Genomic DNA, 17,614 nt, shown 5'->3' with positions numbered 1-17,614 from the left:
TATACACGAACGAATAAATCCCAGCGGCATTCGCCGATGGGATTTTTTTTTGCTTATTTTTTGACGAGCATAACGAGGGCCATTCCTTCATGAACCGTCAACAAGGCAAGCTCTTCGCTCCATTCATTTGAAATGGTCAACGCTTGCGCGCTATGGACCGGATGACGCTCGAGTGGATATTTGACCCCATCAATTGAAATCGTAGCGGTTTTCCAAGGCATGAAAGACAAGTAATGTTCATCTAGTTTTTTAATCTCATAACTTCCTGGCCGAGCGAGAAAAATCGTTTGACCCGTCCCATGAAGAACCATCCCCGGATACGATTCGAGTAGACCGACGTTCGCGAACGTCATATCAACTCGACCACCGAGTGCCCCGTACACGTGCATCTGGGTCGCCCCTTGATCGATTGCCAACTGAAGCGCAATCTCGAGGTCGGTCACATCCTTTTCAGATGGATAACGTAGCGCTTCCTCAGGAGGTGTTCCGACAAACGAATCAAAGTCCCCGACCACGACGTCGACATCAATCCCTTCATCTAATAATCTCTGATATCCGCCATCGACTCCGATGACAAAATCGACATCACGTGGTAAGTCCGGAATAGGTTCCGGACTCGCCGCGACGATCAAGATGTTCATTGACGAATGTCCCGTGTCGCGACACGCGTGAATCGCGGAGCTGTCGTGAAGAGTAAGACTAATACGATGGCTGAGATGACAAACGACGGAACCATATAAGTTGCGTTATAGCCAAGTGAATAAGCCACGACCGGACCCTCCGCATACTCAGCGAAAAAGACAATCCCTGAGATGACGTGAGCCGCATAACGCAACGCCGACCCGATCAATGCGCCGAGCACCAAATAGGTAGCGAGCGTCTTCGTCGCGCCTTGACCAGCGGCCTGTTTCACACGTCCGGCAAAGACGCCGGCCACGCCGACAAGTCCGTACGCGACCGTATAATCGAGCAAGAACTGAACTGGCGTAAAGATATAGGCTCCGAACAAGAGTTGAAGCGTCCCGACGAGCGCACCAGTCGCAAGTCCCCCTTTCAATCCGTGACGAAACGCCATCACAAAGATCGGGAGCATCGCCAGACTGATTGATCCCCCTTGTGGCAAACGATATGGGATGAGTAAATCAAAAACTAGCCCAAGCGCTGCGAACAATGAAATTTCGATGAGTGCTTGTAATTTAAAACGTGATTTCATCTTTCTTCCTCCTTTATTGTGTGAACGACAAAAAGCAGCATGACGTAAACGCCATGCTGCTTGGATTCGCAACGTGCATTTTCGCCACATCCCTACGTCCGTGTGAACGGAACAGGTTCAAAGGGTTAGCGTATGCCTCTCAGCCACATCATGTGACACCCCTTGCGACTCTATCTTGTTGTTCTACCGTCGATTATACACGAGATGCGCCACGAATGCTATCGATGGCTGCTTTATAATCCGGTTGATTGTAAATGGCCGAACCGGCAACTAGGACATCTGCCCCTGCATCAATGCAACGTTTCGCCGTCTCTTCGTTGACACCACCATCAATCTCAATTTCAAAATCGAGCTGACGGTCTTTGCGAAGCTGACTGAGCGCCGAGATTTTCGGTACGACGGATTCAATGAACGCTTGTCCACCAAACCCTGGATTGACGGTCATGAGCAATACCATATCGACATCTTGAAGGATATGTTCAATCGTAGAGAGCGGTGTGTGCGGGTTCAAGACGACCCCACATTTCGCCCCTGCCGCTTTGATTTGCTGCAAGACTCGATGTAAATGGTTCGTTGCTTCCACGTGAACAGTCACAATGTCTGCCCCCGCCTTGACGAAATCTTCGACATAGCGTTCCGGTTGATCAATCATCAAATGCACATCGAGAACCATGTCTGATTTTTTGCGCAAGCTTGCGAGGACTGGTAGCCCAATCGAGATGTTCGGCACGAACTGCCCATCCATCACGTCAAAATGGATATAATCCGCCCCCGCATCTTGAACGGCTTTCACTTCAGCCTCCAAATTGGCAAAGTCGGCTGCTAAAATTGATGGTGCGATTTTAATCATCTGTCAATACCTCCGTTTACGATCGTTTAATTCCTCCATAAAGGTAACATAATTCTCATAACGAGTTGAAGCAATTTTGCCATCTTCTACGGCTTGTTTAATGGCACAGCCCGGTTCATTGATATGGACGCATCCCCGGAACTTGCAATCGTCGTGACGTTCCACAAATTCTGGGAAGCACCATCTTAGTTCATCCGCCTCGAGTTCTTGAGGAAACTCGAGACTAGAAAATCCTGGCGTATCCGCCACAAGCCCGTCGGCCAATTGAATGAGCGTGACGTGACGCGTCGTATGTTTCCCACGACCGAGTGATTTGGAAATTTTCCCTGTGGCCAATTCGAGTTCAGGCGCGACTGCGTTTAAAAGCGAACTCTTCCCGACACCTGTTTGACCGGCAAACACGCTCGTCTTCTCTTTGAAGAGTCCCCGTACTTGATCGACCCCATCCGAAAGCTCCGTCGACGTTTCAATCACGTCATATCCGATGGCACGATAGCGGGCGACCGCTTCTTGAATCGGTCCGGTCTCTTCTTCACTGAGTAGGTCCATCTTCGTTAACACGATGATTGGATGAATCTGTTTGGATTCGATCAATACGAGGAATCGGTCAAGCAAATGATAAGAAAACGCCGGTTCTTTCACAGAAAAAAGTAGAAATGCCTGATCGATGTTGGCGATTGGTGGGCGGACGAGATGGTTTTGACGTTCCTCCACCTCTAAAATATAGCCTGTCCCATCTTCTTGATCTTGAATGACAACGTCATCGCCGACGACAGGTGAGATGTTTCGTTTCCGAAAATTCCCTCTCGCCCGACACCGAATCTCTTGATTCGACTCGGTCATCACATCATAAAACCCGCCTTGTAAACGAATAATCGTTCCTTTCAATATGACTACCTCCCTTAAAAAAGAGGTGACGACACCGTCACCTCTTTATTGTGCCTCTTTGGCCTGTGCATATGTGACTGAATCCGTTCGGACGATCTCACCATCGACTTCAATCGTTGCGGTCCCGACTTCGTCCGGAGCAATGACGAGCGTATACGAGTATGTTGTCGTCTCTGTGATTTTATCCCGTAACACTTCAATTTCACCACGCGCATCGACCGTACGAATCACGACCTCCACGGCTTTCGGTTTCTTGTCTTTTTCCGGTTGCTCGACTTCGACGCTCACTTCACGTTCGATGGAGACGTCCGTCGGTTCAACCCCTTCCGATACGATGACCGTAAGTTCCGTTCCCGGATCGACTGCCGTACCCGCCGTTGGAAGTTGACGGATGATTTGACCTTTAGGAACACTTGTCGAAAACTCATCCCGTCTCACGATTTTTAACTTGTTTTGATCGGCATAAGTCGATGCCTCGTCAAACGTATATCCCGCGAGATTCGACAGTTCGACTTTGTTGCTTCCTGTCGACACGACGAGCGTCACCGTCACTTCTGAAGGAACGACCTCCTCGCCTGGGTCGAGCGATTGCGAAATCACATCTCCGCTAGCGACTGTTTCCGAAGCTTCTGTTTTGATTTCAAGGTCACTGAACGCCAAATCTTTTAACATGCGTTCAGCTGCTGTTTGGGACAATCCTTCCACATTTGGCATTTCGACGGTTTCTTTCCCGGCCGAAACGACGATGGTCACCGTCGTGCCTCGTTTTGGTTTACGCCCTTCTTGTGGGTTTTGCGAAATGACCTCGCCTTCTTCGACGTCATCGCTCGCCCGCTCCGTCACTTCGACGACGAAATCGGCATTCTCAAGTTCAGACGTGGCATCTCCGATACTCATTCCAACGACATCCGGAACGACGGCTCGTGACATTTCATCGGCGACCACGTATGCCGCAATGCTCCCCCCAATCAGGAGCAACACGAGTAAAATCCAAATCCACCATTTGCGTTTCTTCTTTTTGACCGGAGTCACCGCTTCAGGTTCTTGCTCGCTAGACGCTGTGACCGGGGTCTGAACCGGTGTCTCTGGTTTTTCTTCAGGCATGACCGGAGCCATGACGAGCGTTTGATCGAACTCATCCTGACTGGCCGGAACACGTCTCGGCTCATTGGCGCGTTCACGGCTTAATGCCGTCATGCAGTCTTTCTTAAAGGCTGCGACCGAAACATGACGGGCACCTGGTGACTTCGACAATGCTTGCATGACGCAGTTTTCGAGTGCCTGTGGAATATTCGGATTCAAGTCCATCGGTCGAATCGGGTCATCTTGCAAATGTTGAAGCGCAACGGCGACCGGTGTCTCGCCAATGAACGGGACACGACCTGTCAACAATTCGTACAGTACGGCACCGAGCGAATAAATATCTGACTTTTCATCAGCAAATTTACCGCGTGCTTGCTCAGGTGAGAAATAATGGACCGAGCCCAGCACAGACATCGTATGCGTCAACGTCGCATTCGACATCGCCACGGCAATCCCAAAATCAGTCACCTTCACGTTACCGTGCTGATCAATCATCATGTTCTGCGGCTTGATATCACGGTGAATGATTCGATTCGCATGGGCATGGTCAATCGCATCACAAATCTGTCCCATGATGCGTAGCGCTTCATCGACAGATATGTATTCCTCTTGCAAGTATTGTTTTAACGTCACCCCATCGACGTGTTCCATGACGATATAGTACAAATCTTCTTCATCGCCGACGTCATAGATCGCCACGATGTTTGGATGGTTCAGACTCGTAGCCGCATGGGCTTCTCGCTCGAACCGACGTATAAATTGTTCGTTATGTGAGAATTCAGATCGCAACACCTTGATGGCGACGGTTCGGTTTAAGATCTCGTCATGAGCCCGGTAGACATTTGCCATGCCTCCGCTGCCGATTTGTTGTTCGATCCGATAACGATCGTTGATTCGTTCTCCGCTTCGCATCGGATTCATCCTCTCTTTCTATCTGTGAATTGAACGAGGGCGACCGTGATATTGTCGCTCCCTCCCAATTGATTGGCTTCTGCAATGAGTTGCTCCGCTTTTTGTTCGGCGGATGCCGTTTGTTGTAATACGTGTTGAATCGCCACATCGGTCATGTGTGTCGTCAATCCATCCGTACAAATTAAAATCACATCAAACTCAGGGTCAGCGAGCACTTGCACGTCAGGTTCGACTTGTTCGCTTGAACCGATTGCCCGGGTGATGACATTTCGTTTCGGATGAACCCGCATCTCTTCTTCCGTCAATTCACCGAGTTGTTTGAGCACATTGACGTAAGAATGGTCCTCCGTAAGACGTCTTAACTCATTCGCCTGGAGCGCATAGACGCGACTATCTCCGATATGGACGATGACCACCGTCTCTTCATTCCAACAAACAGCTGCCACAGTCGTTCCCATCATGACAAGATTGGACTGCTTCGCAAATTGCAACACTTGATCGTTCGCCAAATCGATGTGGTGGCGGAACCATCGTTCGATTTCGACAGGGGTTGTCGGGAGAGACGGGAACGCCCGTCTAAACTCTTCAATCACGATTTGACTCGCAACCTCTCCCGCTGCATGCCCACCCATTCCGTCTGCAACCAGGGCAATCCCGGTTATGGCATCACCTAAGATTAAAACTGCATCTTCATTTTGTGTGCGTACTTGTCCACGATCTGTTCGAAATGCTAATTCCATCTTTCTGATTACCTCGTTTCTTGTTCGCGCTCCTTCGCTCGAAGCTGTCCACAAGCGGCATCGATGTCCGACCCTTGCTCGCGACGGATTGTCACGTTCACATTGCGGTCTTTGAGCACTTTTTCGAAGGCAAAGATTTGAGCTCGCGGTGTCCGTACATAGTCACGTTCGAGTACATGGTTGACGGGAATCAAGTTGACGTGACATTTGATTCCTTTTAACAGGTCTGCCAAGAGATGGGCATATTCTTCCGTATCGTTGACACCACCAAAGAGTCCATATTCAAACGTGATGCGACGTCCGCTCTTCTCTGTGTAATAACGGACCGCATCCATCAACTTGTCCAAGTCAAAGGCACGGTTGATCGGCATGAGCTTGGTACGCAATTCCGTCGTCGGTGCGTGAAGTGAAATGGCGAAGTTGATTCGCATACCTTCATCGGCAAACTTGTAAATCTTCGGAACAATCCCACTCGTCGATACCGTGATGTGTCGTGCTCCGATGTTGAGTCCATTGTCATGATTGACAGTACGTAAGAAACGCATTAACTCATCGTAGTTATCGAACGGTTCGCCGATTCCCATGACGACGATAGAGTCGACGCGCTCTCCTGTCGCGTCTAATGCACGTTGTACGTCGAGCACTTGAGCTGTGATTTCCCCGGCTTCTAAGTTTCGTTTCAAGCCGCCGAGTGTCGAGGCACAGAACGTACATCCGATCCGGCAACCGACTTGTGTCGTGACACAAATCGAGTTTCCGTATTCGTGACGCATGAGTACCGTTTCAATTGAGTACCCGTCCTGAAGTTCAAACAAGAACTTGATTGTGCCGTCTTGGGATTCCTGCTTGACCAATTCTTTTAACGTCGTCAATTGGAACGATGCCTCTAATTTGTCGCGAAGCGCTTTCGGAACGTTGGTCATATCATCAAAAGTCGTGACCCGTTTGACGTACATCCAATCATATAATTGTTTCGCACGGAATGCCTTTTCTCCTGCCTCGATCACCCATGCCTCAAGTTCTGGAAACGTCAACGAATAGAGTGACGGTTTTGCGCCTACGAGTGGATTCTTTTCTACTGCTTTTGGATTCATGTTTTATACCTCTTTCTTAAATGCGGCGATATAGAAGCCGTCGGTCCCGAATGTCGTCGGTAATAAATTTAGTTCAGCACGGTCCGATTCCATCATCGGACGAACAGATTGTGGGAGACGACCTTTGAGCGTTTCGTCCCACATCAACCCTTTCGACAGAATATAGTCAGCCTGCGTCTCATTTTCAGACGGGTCGATTGTACATGTCGAGTAAACTAGCGTACCACCTGGTTTGAGCAGTGGCAATACGGCATCAATGATTTGTCTTTGTATCTTTGGTAAGTTTTCGAGTTGAGCTTTGTCCTTCGTCCATTTAATATCCGGCTTTCGACGAATGACGCCAAGGCCCGAACAAGGGACATCTAAAAGAATCCGGTCAAAGCTTTCTTCTTCAAACCGTTCACCTGCTAAACGAGCATCAAGGGCAAGTGCGGTCACTCCATTGATGTGTAGACGTTTGGCTTGTTGATCAATCAATTTTGCTTTATGTGGATGAAGGTCAAGCGCGGTGAGCGATCCACCTTGCATTCGCTCTGCCGTATGCATCGCCTTGCCGCCTGGCGCGGCACATGCGTCTAGGATGACATCGTCTTTCGACACGTTGAGTGCATCCGCGACAATCATGGAGCTCTCATCTTGAATCGATAGAAGACCTTCCTCGATAAACGGGGTCGCATGGACATTGCCAGACTCTACGACAAGTCCATCAGCAGATAGTTCAGAACGTGACGTCATGACGCCAGCGTCAGCCAACCGGTTCATCATCTCATCCACTGAAATACGCTTTCGGTTGACCCGAATCGTAACAGGAGCAGGTTCATTGTTTAATCGGCAAATCGCTTCTGCAGTTTCCACACCATATAACTCAATCCAATCTGATACGAGCCATTCCGGATGACTGTGCTCTATGGCGATTCGTTCTGCATCGGTCAAGCCACTAAAGTCCGGAAACCCTTCCCGAAGCACATTTCGTAACACCCCGTTTACGAATTTGCTCGTTCCGAGGTGATGACCTCGTTTTTTCGCGATTTCGACCGCCTCGTGTAGGACGGCCCGGTCGGGTACTTTATCAAGATAGAAGAGTTGATAAACGCTCATCCGAAGAAGCGGGAGGACAAACTTGTCTAGCTTCTTCGGCGAACGGATCCGGTCTTTCAAAATATAATCGAGCGTCCCTTTGCGACTGAGCGTCCCATATACGAGTTCGGTATAGAGACCGACATCTTTTGGGGCAACTTTTTTTTGTTTCAATGTATCATTGACGGCAATCGTCGAATACGCGCCGCCCTGTTCAATTTTCATCAGCGTATCAAGCGCTGCTTCACGTACGTTCATGAGTTCCTCCTAATCGGTCGCCAATCCGTAGCTTTTGTCCGGCGCCACGCATGAAGGTTGCACCATCCATCCGTTTCTTACCTGCGGGTTGCAAATCGGTCACTTTGATTGCGACGTCGTTCCCTGTCGCCACGACAAATCCGTCTTCTTCCAGACGAATGACTTCTCCCGACTGTCCCGTTCCTGTCGTTTTTTCTCCCATGAACAATTTCACTCGTTCGCCTTCAAGCGTTGAATAGGCCGTCGGGAATGGATTCATTCCTCGAATATGGTTGTAGATGGACTCGCCATGCTTCGTCCAATCAATCTGTTCACGCTCACGGCTGATGTTCGGAGCAAACGTCACGTCTCGCTCGTCTTGAGGCACCGCCTCAATCCACCCTTCCAAGAAGGCCGGAAGCGTACGGATGAGAAGATCGCTTCCTGCTACAGCCAGTTTATCAAATAAAGACCCGACTGTATCCGTCTCTTCGATAGGTACGATGGTATTGGCAATCATGTCACCTGCATCTAACTTGTCGACCATGTACATGATCGTCACACCTGTCTCCGACTCCCCATCAAGAATGGCTTGATGGATCGGGGCACCTCCGCGATATTTCGGAAGGAGGGAGGCATGTACGTTGATGGCTCCGTGAGGCGGGGCTTCTAGTAAGGCGGTCGGCACGATTTGTCCGTACGCCGCCGTCACAATCAAATCAGGCTTCAGCTCTAAAATTTCTGCATAGTCTGTGCGCACTTTTTCAGGCTGCAACACGGGAATACCGTGACGAAGCGCACACTCTTTTACTGGAGTCGGCTTAAGTTCACGTTTTCGCCCGACCGGTTTATCCGGTTGCGATACGACACCTACGATATTGTATCCTTCTTCAAGCAGTCGCTCAAGTACCGATACGGCGAACGTCGGCGTCCCCATGAAGACGATGCGTTTGTCTTTTCCAGGGTTCGGGACGGCGAGCTTGTCTGTGAACAAGACGCCATCCAAATGATCCATCTCATGTTGAATCGCACGAGCGAAAAAGCCGCTCGCTTGAATCGTATGTGTCCGCCCTTTCAAATCTTGATTCTTGACGACGATCGACTCGTGTCGTTCCACGAATCCGAATTCGCCTGGGATGCTCAAACATCCCTCTAGTCCAACTTCTCGACCGGATGTTTCAATGATTTCCGGGTTGATCAAGACGAGCGGTCCCGTCTCATCATCGGTATGGACGACCGCGAGCCGCTGGTTCAAATTGACTTGCGGTGCCGCGACACCAACTCCGTCATACTCATACATCGTATCAAACAATCGGTCGACAGTCTGACGCAATTTTTTATCAAACTTTGTCACCGGTTCGCACGTTACGCGCAAAATGTCATTAGGTACTTCTACTACTTTATACATGTCTCTCCACCTCACATGAATACGTATGGGTTCACATCGATACTCATTTGATATTCTTTCTTGCTGATTGCTTTGGCTCTCGCTTGCTGTAATCGTGCCAGCTCCACATAGAGTGCTTCGGGTTGTTTTGTTTTAATGAATACTTGATAACGATAGGCGTTCTTCAATTTCGATAACGGTGCCGGCATCGGTCCATTCAAGCGACTATTCTCCACGTGCGCTTGTAAAAAGTCTGATGCGAACAATTCTGCCTCGGCCTTGGCGACAAGGGGATTTTCCGCCGAAAACGTGACGAGCGTTAAAAACCAGTAAGGAGGATGATTTCCGACTTGTCTGAGTCCCATCTCTTTGGCGAAAAATGTCTCATAATCATGTTCACTCGCAGTCTCGATCACATAATGGTCCGGGTTATACGTTTGGACGAACGCCTCACCCGGAAGTTTTCCGCGCCCGGCTCTTCCTGCCACTTGCGTGACAAGTTGGAAGGTGCGTTCGGTCGCCCGAAAGTCAGGCATCCCGAGTGTCGCATCCGCCGCGAGTACCCCGACGAGGGTGACGTTTGGGAAGTCGAGCCCCTTGGCAATCATCTGCGTGCCAAGTAAGATGTCGGCCTCCCCTTCTTCGAAACGACGCAACAACTGCTCATGTGAACCTTTTCGAGACGTCGTATCCTGGTCCATTCGGATGATGCGCGCTTCTGGAATCCGGTTCAACAGTTCCGTCTCGATTTTTTGTGTGCCCGACCCGAACTGTTTGATTTTCTTACTATTGCAGGATGGACACGTCGAAGGCATACCGACCTCGTAACCGCAGTAGTGACACTTCAACCGATCTCCATATTGATGATATGTCAAATTGACGGCACAATGCGGACATGTCATGCCTTCCCCGCAGTCCCGGCACATGACGAACGTCGTGAATCCACGACGGTTCAATAAAATGACGCACTGCTCTTTTTTCTCGATCCGGTCGAGAATCCCTTGGAACAATTCTTCCGAGAACATCGTCGTATTGCCTTTCGCCAATTCACGGCGCATATCGATAATGTGGACCGGTGGCATCTCTCCACCGTACCGTTCTTTCAAGTGTAAGTAGCGATACACACCCTTTTGCGCTCGGGCGTAGGACTCGAGGGAGGGTGTCGCACTGCCCAACACGACGGGACACCCATGATAGCGTGACCGCCAGATGGCAACATCGCGCGCATGATAACGAGGATTTTCCTCTTGCTTGTACGTCGTCTCGTGCTCTTCATCTAAGATGATGAGACCGAGTCGGTCGAGCGGGGCAAAGATTGCAGAACGGGCACCAACGACGACGTCGACTTCATTTCGTTTAATCTTACGCCACTCGTCGTACTTCTCACCTTTAGACAGAGCGCTATGCAGCACGGCGACCCGATTGCCGAAACGACGTTTGAAGCGTTTGACCATCATCGGAGTCAAACTGATTTCGGGAACGAGTAAGATGGCTTGTTTCCCTTCATCGATGACTTGTCCGATTGACTCTAAATAGACTTCGGTCTTCCCGCTTCCCGTCACACCGTGGACGAGTAACGTCTCACCCGCGTCAGCCTCATGAATGGCCCGAACCGCGTTGGCTTGACTGTCGTTCAATTGAACCGATTCCTCGACTTGCTCGATTGTCGCGTACGGGTCACGATTCAACTCGACCTCGGTCAATCGAACCGCTCCGAGTTCCGCAAGTTTCTGCAGTTGTGGGCGAGTCAGCCCAATTTGGCGAAGTGCCGACCAATACATGCGTGGGGTCTCCTCAAGTTGGCGGACCGCTTCTAGTTGTTTTTTCGCACGTTTCGAGACGACTGTCGCATCGAGGAGTTCGACGACGACGTCGGTCTTAACGGTCTTCTTTTCTTTTAAGACGGGTGCTAAGGTCAGCTCCCCTTTTTTAGCGAGTCCTAGAATGACTGACTGAACTTCTTTCGGATACTCTGATAAATGCGTTCCGAGACGGACCCCATCAGGGACTTGTCCTTCTTTGATTTCTTTGTCATAACTGACCTTGAGCGCGGCCGGAAGCATCGCAAGCAAGGCGGATGAACGAAAGCAAAGTGTCGTCTCTTTCACATGGATGGATAAAGCGAGCAGTTCGTCAGTGAGTGAAGACTCTTCATCTAACAGCGCTTCTAACGGTTTCAATCCTTCCCTCATCCCATCTGACGTACCAACAACGATTCCGAGGAGACGTCGTGAGCCGAATGGGACGGAGACGCGCATGCCCGGTTCAATCAAAGCTTCAAATTGTTCAGGTACTTCATAATCAAACGGACGGTCAATCGTGATCACCGGTGCATCGACATGTACATGTGCAATCATTGGACCGCTTCCTTAAAATGTGTGAGCAACTCGAACGCCAACGCTTTCTTCGATTGTTTCGGAAGTCTAAGTGACGTCCCGTCAGCTTGGAACAAGACGACTTCATTGTCGTCCGCCCCGAATCCGACGTCACTGCCAGACACATCGTTCGCCACAAGGTAATCGACGTTTTTTCGCTTCAGCTTAGCTGCCGCGTGCTCCTCGAGTCGTTCCGTCTCAGCAGCAAATCCGACCAACACTTGATGGGTCTTCTTCTCACCGAGTGATTTTAAAATGTCTGTCGTTTCTTCAAGTTCAATCGTAAGTGGACCGTGGACTTTTTTATGTTTTTCCGAATGAATCGTTTTTGGACGATAATCCGCAACTGCCGCTGATTTCACGACGAGGTCTGAATCCTCAAAACGGCTTGTCACTTCGCGCAGCATCTCCTCACTTGACTTGACGGGAACCGCTGTCACGCCTTCCGGGACAGGAACTTGGAGCGGCCCGTGGACGAGCGTGACATGGGCACCCATGTCACGAGCCACCTCAGCGAGTGCGACGCCCATTTTCCCTGACGAATCATTGGATAAGTAACGGACGGGGTCGATGCGTTCGATAGTCGGGCCAGCCGTGATCAAGACATCTTTTCCAAGATATAGTTTCGGAACGAATTGGCTTTCGATGATGCGAACTAAGTCTTCCGGTTCGGGCAGACGTCCCCCGCCAATCCATCCGCAAGCCAAGTTGCCGACACCGGGTTCAATCAACTGATAGCCGTATGATTTTAACGTCTCGATGTTCCGCTGAGTGGCAGGATGTTCGAGCATGTTCACATTCATCGCCGGTGAGATGATGACCGGGCATTTCGCAGCCAAAACGGACGTCGTAATGAAGTCATCCGCAATCCCGTTCGCCAATTTTGCGATCGTATTTGCCGTCGCCGGAGCCACGACAATCAAATCGCTCGAGTCGACGACATCGATATGAGCAATCTTTGTCGGGTCATGCTCTTCGAAAACGTCCGTATAGACCGGGTTGCGACTGAGCGCCTGGAAGGTCGTCTGACCTACGAATTGTTCCGCCGATTTCGTCATCGCGACGCGAACATTCGCTCCGGCTTGAACCAATTTCGATGTGAGCGCACACGCCTTGTAGGCGGCGATGCCACCACTCACACATAATAAAATAGTACGATCCTTCACCATTCCCAAACTCCCCCTTATAGACAATGAGACCCAAGTCGCAAACGACTTGGGTCACACTTCATCCGTTGTTTTTTTCGTTCACGATGATTGTCGTATCACCCGAAAATAGTTCTTCTAACGCTTGACCGACCGGCTTATATGATTTTGGCTCGGCGACTTTCGGTGCTTTTCCATCTTGAATCTGACGCGCCCGTTTTGCAGCGACCGTAACGATCGTGTATTTTGACGGGATAGTACGTTGTAAGGCATCAATCGAAGGGTATAACATTAAATGACCTCCATCATGGCTTTTTTATAGAGTGACGCAACACGTTCACGTTTACAATGCTCGGCTGTCACGATCGCTTTAATTCGATCGATGGCTTTGTCGACCTCGTCGTTCGTGACGACATAATCGTAGGCGTCCATCAACTCGATTTCTTCACGCGCGACGAGCAGGCGTTGCTTAATGACTTCTTCTGACTCCGTGCCTCGTCCGATGAGACGATTGCGAAGTTCTTGAAGACTTGGTGGTGCCAAGAATAAAAAGACGGCTTCTGGGAGAAGTTCCTTCACTTGGAACGCCCCTTGCACCTCAATTTCAAGAATGACATCTTGGCCGCTTTCGAGCGTTTCACGCACCCACTCTACAGGCGTCCCGTAATAGTTACCGACAAATTCGGCATGTTCAAGCAGTTCTTTTTGTTCGATCATCCGTTCGAACTCTTCTCTCGATTTGAAGAAGTAATGCACTCCTTCAACTTCCCCTTCACGTGGTTTTCGGGTCGTCGCCGACACCGAATATTGAAGGTTGTTGTCCTCTTCCTCGCGAAGAGCACGGCAAACGGTCCCTTTTCCGACACCGCTCGGTCCAGACAAAACGATTAATAATCCTCGTTCTTTAAAATTCACTGCAAGCCCTCCATCTTCTAACATCACATTTAATTATAATAGCAGTCAATCAATTGTCCCGGCAAGAAGAAGTTCGGATTTCCTACTCCATCGTACCATATTTTCTGTTTTTCTGATAACGTAGAGACAGAAAATGAACAAAGGTGATGAGATCATTGGCTTATGATGGATTAATGACATATCGTGTCGTACAAGAATTACAATCGCTCGTCGGAGGGCGAATCAACAAGGTACATCAACCGTATTCGCTCGATTTGATGCTTCAAATTCGCTCGAATCGTCAGAACGCGCAACTCTTGATATCAGCAAACGCGATGTATGCCCGTCTTCAGTTGACGGATACACCGATTAAAAACCCACAAGAACCGCCGATGTTTTGCATGATGCTCCGCAAACATGTGGAAGGTGGATTCATCACGGCGGTCGAACAAATCGGAAGGGACCGTGTCATCGTCATATCGGTCCGCTCTCGTAACGAGCTCGGCGATGAAGAATCGAAGAAAGTATACATCGAATTGATGGGGCGCCACTCGAACGTCGTCTTGACGACGGAAGAAGGCAAAATATTAGATGCAATCAAGCATCTACCTCCTTCTCAAAACACGTATCGGACCATCATGCCGGGTAGTGACTATCTCCTTCCTCCGGAACAACATAAGTTCGATCCATTGACCGAGATGACAGAAGGATTGAAACGAATCGATTGGAACGCCGGCAAGCTCGATAAACAGATAGTCTCCACGTTCGCCGGTGTCAGTCCGCAAATCGCACAGGAAGTGGTTCATCTCGCAAAAACGCCGAATCGAGATTCCTTACAGCAAGCATTTGAGAACGTCCTTCGTCAACTCGATGGTCCCTACGTTTTCCAACAACTTGCGAATGGTAAAGAACGATTCGCTCCGATTGCATTGACAGCCGGGGACATCGAAACCGAGGAAACGTATGAATCGAGTAAAGAAGTGCTCGACCGTTTCTACTATGAAAAAGCGAACCGTGACCGTGTGAGACAACAAGCGCACGATGTCGAACGTCTCCTTAAATCAGAACTCGAAAAGAATCAATTAAAACAGCGTCGTCTCTTAGACGACATGAAGGCGACGGAGCGGGCGGATGAGTTACAAAAATACGGCGAGCTGTTGACGACGTATCTATTCCAACTCGAGAAAGGGATGCGTGTCGCCGAAGTCGTCGATTATTATGACGAGAACGGTGCAATCCTCTCCATTCCGCTCGACCCACTCAAAACACCGAATGAGAATGCGCAGCAATACTATAAGAAATACAACAAACTAAAAGTAGCCAAAGTCGAAGTGAAGAAACAGATGGAGTTGAACGATGCAGAAATCGAATATTTAGAGACGCTCATCGCCCAACTCGACGTCGCTTCCCCGTCCGATCTTCTTGAGATTCGCGAGGAGCTTGCAGAAGAAGGCTACATCCGTCAAAAACGTCAAAAGAAAAAAGCAAATCCGAAAATTTCGCTTGAAGCGTACACGTCCTCGACCGGAACAGAATTCTTTGTCGGGAAGAACAATACGCAAAACGACCATCTGACGTTCAAGTTCGCACGACGTGATGAGATATGGCTTCATGTCAAAGATATTCCTGGGTCTCACGTGATTATCCGCTCGACGGAACCAGACGAGACGACATTACTAGAAGCCGCATCAGTCGCCGCCTACTTCTCGAAAGCACGCGCATCAAGTGGCGTGCCTGTCGATTACACACGCGCCCGTTTCGTGAAAAAACCGAGCGGTGCGAAACCGGGATTTGTCATCTATACAGATCAACAGACCGTCTACGTGACTCCGGATGAGCAATTGATGAAGTCATTGAAACAATCGTAAACATGAAGACCCGTCATGATCATGGCGGGTCTTCTACGTATAGAGTTCAGATTTTCGGATCATGCTTAAACGCCTCGAGCTGTTCATGATAGTCGAGCAAATGCCCGTGTAAAATTTCTGAAACGGATAAATCTTCATGTGGAAGTTTGAAGAGCGAATAGGGCTTGTCACATGTATAGAGAATGTCGTGATGATGCGCTAGTAAATATAAAAATTCTGACTCAAATGCCTGACGCTCTTCCTCGCTCATCAACAGGAAAGCTTCTCGATGCTCGGCGAGGCTCTCTAGCAACAAGACCAGCTTGTCTTCAAGGTGAATCAACAAACGGTATTGTTTGATCGTCATATATTTCAATTTGACGTTCGTCACTTTCATGTCCTCTTGGAGCATCATATGAAGCTCCTGATGGCCAAGGATGCGGGCTCGCGTTTCTAGCAGCTCTGCCGGGGAACCGACGAGCTCTCGCCAGTGATGGAACAAGTAAGAAGAAGTCTTACGTACCTCGTTCAATAACCGGTCCTCATAACGAGGAGGCATGAACGCGTAATTGACACCGAGTGAAACGAATACACCAACCGCCGTTAATAGAGAACGGGTCCACGCATAATGGAAGAAGTCCGATGTAGGACTTTCGAGCATCATGACGATGGCAAATGCCGCATACGTCGACATGTGGGTTTTATCGAACGTCGTGTTAAGCGTGAGCGAAACGATGACGGCTAATCCAATCGAGAGCGGATTGACACCGAACAAATAGACGATGAAGAGCCCGCACATAAGACCGACGACCGTTCCGAATATGCGACTGAATACGATTTTAGACGATCGCTTGACGGTCGGTTGCATCGCCACAACTGCTGCGATGGCTCCCATCCCTGAATAAATCCCGAAGATATACCACGAGATGGCGACGGTGATGGCGACGGCAATTCCAGTTTTTAACGTACGTAACCCGATTTTCGGGATGTATCGTTGTCCATTCATTTGAGTTCGACCTTTCCTGTCTCAGAAATCAGTTCCACCACCGGTCGATTCGATGTCGACAATTGATACACACCCGGTTCGACTTCTTCGTAACGGTCGCTACTCGAGACTTTTCCGGTCGTCGTCACGTTCACTTGTCCTGTCGCATGTTTCGGCGCGTAACTAAGCGTCCCAGCTTCCGTTTGGATGGTCATCGCTTGATTGACGACAACATCGCTGACGGTCGCATGACGATAAGAGCGAATGTCACCGTTCACAAGTCGTGCCGATTCGATAGTCGTATCGCTTTTCGATTCAATCCGTAGACGATCACTATCAATCTGTTTCAAATTGACGGCATTCACATCCATAACAATCGTCTTCGCATTTAATCCTTGTCCTGTCACCTGCTCCGCTCCCAGATGAACCGATGTCATCGAGCTCGGCAAAGCGACTTTAATTTTATAGCGCGACGGTTCATCGCTCGCTCGACTTCCGAAATAGCTGAACCATCCATATCGCTCGACGACGTAGATGGTATCCCCGACTGACTTGACTTTGATGCGGCGTTCTTTCGAATTAGTCTGCATCACTTCAATCTGTACCTTTTCATTTGGACTACGAACGAATTCCACATTCCCATGGTCTGTTTCGAGTCGCAATTTCTTCATTTGATATCGGTCTTCATACTGGTCTCCTAGCGCTAATAAATGGCTGAACACAAATAAATTCACTAAAAAGAGCGCTGGGATGATTATCAAGACGAGACCGAAGGCGACTTTACGATGTTTTGGAATTGCACGAAATCGTGCGTTCCATGTCTTCTCTTTGCTTCTTGAATACGCCATATGCCTCTCCTTTTCGAATCACTTCCGTTATTTTACCAT

The 17,614-nt window shown here is 49.3% G+C and carries 16 protein-coding genes and 1 riboswitch; of the genes, 1 reads left to right on the top strand and 15 read right to left on the bottom strand.

Features of this window, described 5'->3' with window-relative positions:
- Positions 1–53 precede the first annotated feature (53 nt).
- From ACFO4U_RS02240 to gmk, 13 genes are all read right to left on the bottom strand, one after another.
- Positions 54–641 (bottom strand): thiamine diphosphokinase, encoded by a 588-nt coding sequence (locus ACFO4U_RS02240; RefSeq protein WP_215244052.1) that lies wholly within the window; start codon positions 639–641, stop codon positions 54–56.
- Positions 638–1,213 (bottom strand): energy-coupled thiamine transporter ThiT, encoded by a 576-nt coding sequence (thiT, locus tag ACFO4U_RS02235; RefSeq protein ID WP_031421608.1) that lies wholly within the window; start codon positions 1,211–1,213, stop codon positions 638–640. Before thiT ends, ACFO4U_RS02240 begins: the two co-directional genes overlap by 4 nt.
- 72 nt (positions 1,214–1,285) lie before the next feature.
- Positions 1,286–1,386: riboswitch (TPP riboswitch) on the bottom strand.
- A gap of 20 nt (positions 1,387–1,406) precedes the next feature.
- Positions 1,407–2,063 carry a ribulose-phosphate 3-epimerase gene (gene rpe / locus ACFO4U_RS02230; RefSeq protein WP_015881346.1) on the bottom strand — a complete coding sequence of 219 codons (657 nt, stop codon included), beginning with the start codon at positions 2,061–2,063 and terminating at the stop codon, positions 1,407–1,409.
- Between the two features lie 3 nt (positions 2,064–2,066).
- Positions 2,067–2,954 carry a ribosome small subunit-dependent GTPase A gene (rsgA, locus tag ACFO4U_RS02225; RefSeq protein WP_047795432.1) on the bottom strand — a complete coding sequence of 296 codons (888 nt, stop codon included), beginning with the start codon at positions 2,952–2,954 and terminating at the stop codon, positions 2,067–2,069.
- A gap of 42 nt (positions 2,955–2,996) precedes the next feature.
- Complete coding sequence (gene pknB / locus ACFO4U_RS02220) at positions 2,997–4,946, bottom strand: Stk1 family PASTA domain-containing Ser/Thr kinase (protein WP_074037289.1); 1,950 nt, start codon at positions 4,944–4,946, stop codon at positions 2,997–2,999.
- A gap of 5 nt (positions 4,947–4,951) precedes the next feature.
- The gene (locus ACFO4U_RS02215; protein ID WP_074037291.1) at positions 4,952–5,686 is read right to left on the bottom strand and encodes a Stp1/IreP family PP2C-type Ser/Thr phosphatase; all 735 of its coding nucleotides are present in this window, start codon (positions 5,684–5,686) and stop codon (positions 4,952–4,954) included.
- A gap of 8 nt (positions 5,687–5,694) precedes the next feature.
- Positions 5,695–6,780, bottom strand: a complete 1,086-nt coding sequence (gene rlmN, locus ACFO4U_RS02210; protein WP_015881342.1) for a dual-specificity RNA methyltransferase RlmN — start codon at positions 6,778–6,780, stop codon at positions 5,695–5,697.
- Between the two features lie 3 nt (positions 6,781–6,783).
- Positions 6,784–8,115, bottom strand: coding sequence for a 16S rRNA (cytosine(967)-C(5))-methyltransferase RsmB (rsmB, locus tag ACFO4U_RS02205; RefSeq protein WP_215244053.1), 1,332 nt, complete (start codon positions 8,113–8,115; stop codon positions 6,784–6,786).
- Positions 8,102–9,502 carry a methionyl-tRNA formyltransferase gene (gene fmt, locus ACFO4U_RS02200; RefSeq protein WP_215244054.1) on the bottom strand — a complete coding sequence of 467 codons (1,401 nt, stop codon included), beginning with the start codon at positions 9,500–9,502 and terminating at the stop codon, positions 8,102–8,104. Before fmt ends, rsmB begins: the two co-directional genes overlap by 14 nt.
- An 11-nt stretch (positions 9,503–9,513) precedes the next feature.
- Positions 9,514–11,838, bottom strand: coding sequence for a primosomal protein N' (priA, locus tag ACFO4U_RS02195; protein ID WP_215244055.1), 2,325 nt, complete (start codon positions 11,836–11,838; stop codon positions 9,514–9,516).
- Entirely contained in the window at positions 11,835–13,025 is a 1,191-nt protein-coding gene (gene coaBC, locus ACFO4U_RS02190) for a bifunctional phosphopantothenoylcysteine decarboxylase/phosphopantothenate--cysteine ligase CoaBC (RefSeq protein ID WP_215244056.1), read from the bottom strand. Before coaBC ends, priA begins: the two co-directional genes overlap by 4 nt.
- A 58-nt stretch (positions 13,026–13,083) precedes the next feature.
- Entirely contained in the window at positions 13,084–13,293 is a 210-nt protein-coding gene (gene rpoZ, locus ACFO4U_RS02185; protein ID WP_015881337.1) for a DNA-directed RNA polymerase subunit omega, read from the bottom strand.
- Positions 13,293–13,940, bottom strand: a complete 648-nt coding sequence (gene gmk / locus ACFO4U_RS02180) for a guanylate kinase (protein ID WP_031421596.1) — start codon at positions 13,938–13,940, stop codon at positions 13,293–13,295. The genes rpoZ and gmk overlap by 1 nt, the downstream gene beginning before the upstream one ends.
- 131 nt (positions 13,941–14,071) lie before the next feature.
- Here gmk and ACFO4U_RS02175 point away from each other — a divergent pair, with 131 nt between their 5' ends.
- The gene (locus ACFO4U_RS02175; protein ID WP_215244057.1) at positions 14,072–15,763 is read left to right on the top strand and encodes an Rqc2 family fibronectin-binding protein; all 1,692 of its coding nucleotides are present in this window, start codon (positions 14,072–14,074) and stop codon (positions 15,761–15,763) included.
- A 46-nt stretch (positions 15,764–15,809) separates the two neighbouring features.
- Here the strand turns inward: ACFO4U_RS02175 and ACFO4U_RS02170 are convergent, their stop codons facing one another.
- Positions 15,810–16,748: an FUSC family protein gene (locus tag ACFO4U_RS02170; RefSeq protein WP_074037299.1), complete on the bottom strand. Its 939-nt coding sequence runs from the start codon at positions 16,746–16,748 to the stop codon at positions 15,810–15,812.
- Positions 16,745–17,575, bottom strand: a complete 831-nt coding sequence (locus ACFO4U_RS02165; RefSeq protein ID WP_074037301.1) for a hypothetical protein — start codon at positions 17,573–17,575, stop codon at positions 16,745–16,747. The genes ACFO4U_RS02170 and ACFO4U_RS02165 overlap by 4 nt, the downstream gene beginning before the upstream one ends.
- Positions 17,576–17,614 lie beyond the last annotated feature (39 nt).

This window comes from Exiguobacterium profundum, assembly GCF_042652865.1.
GTDB lineage: Bacteria > Bacillota > Bacilli > Exiguobacteriales > Exiguobacteriaceae > Exiguobacterium > Exiguobacterium profundum.
Note: the sequence above shows the minus strand (reverse complement) of the source record. Positions and strands in the feature narration are given on the sequence as shown.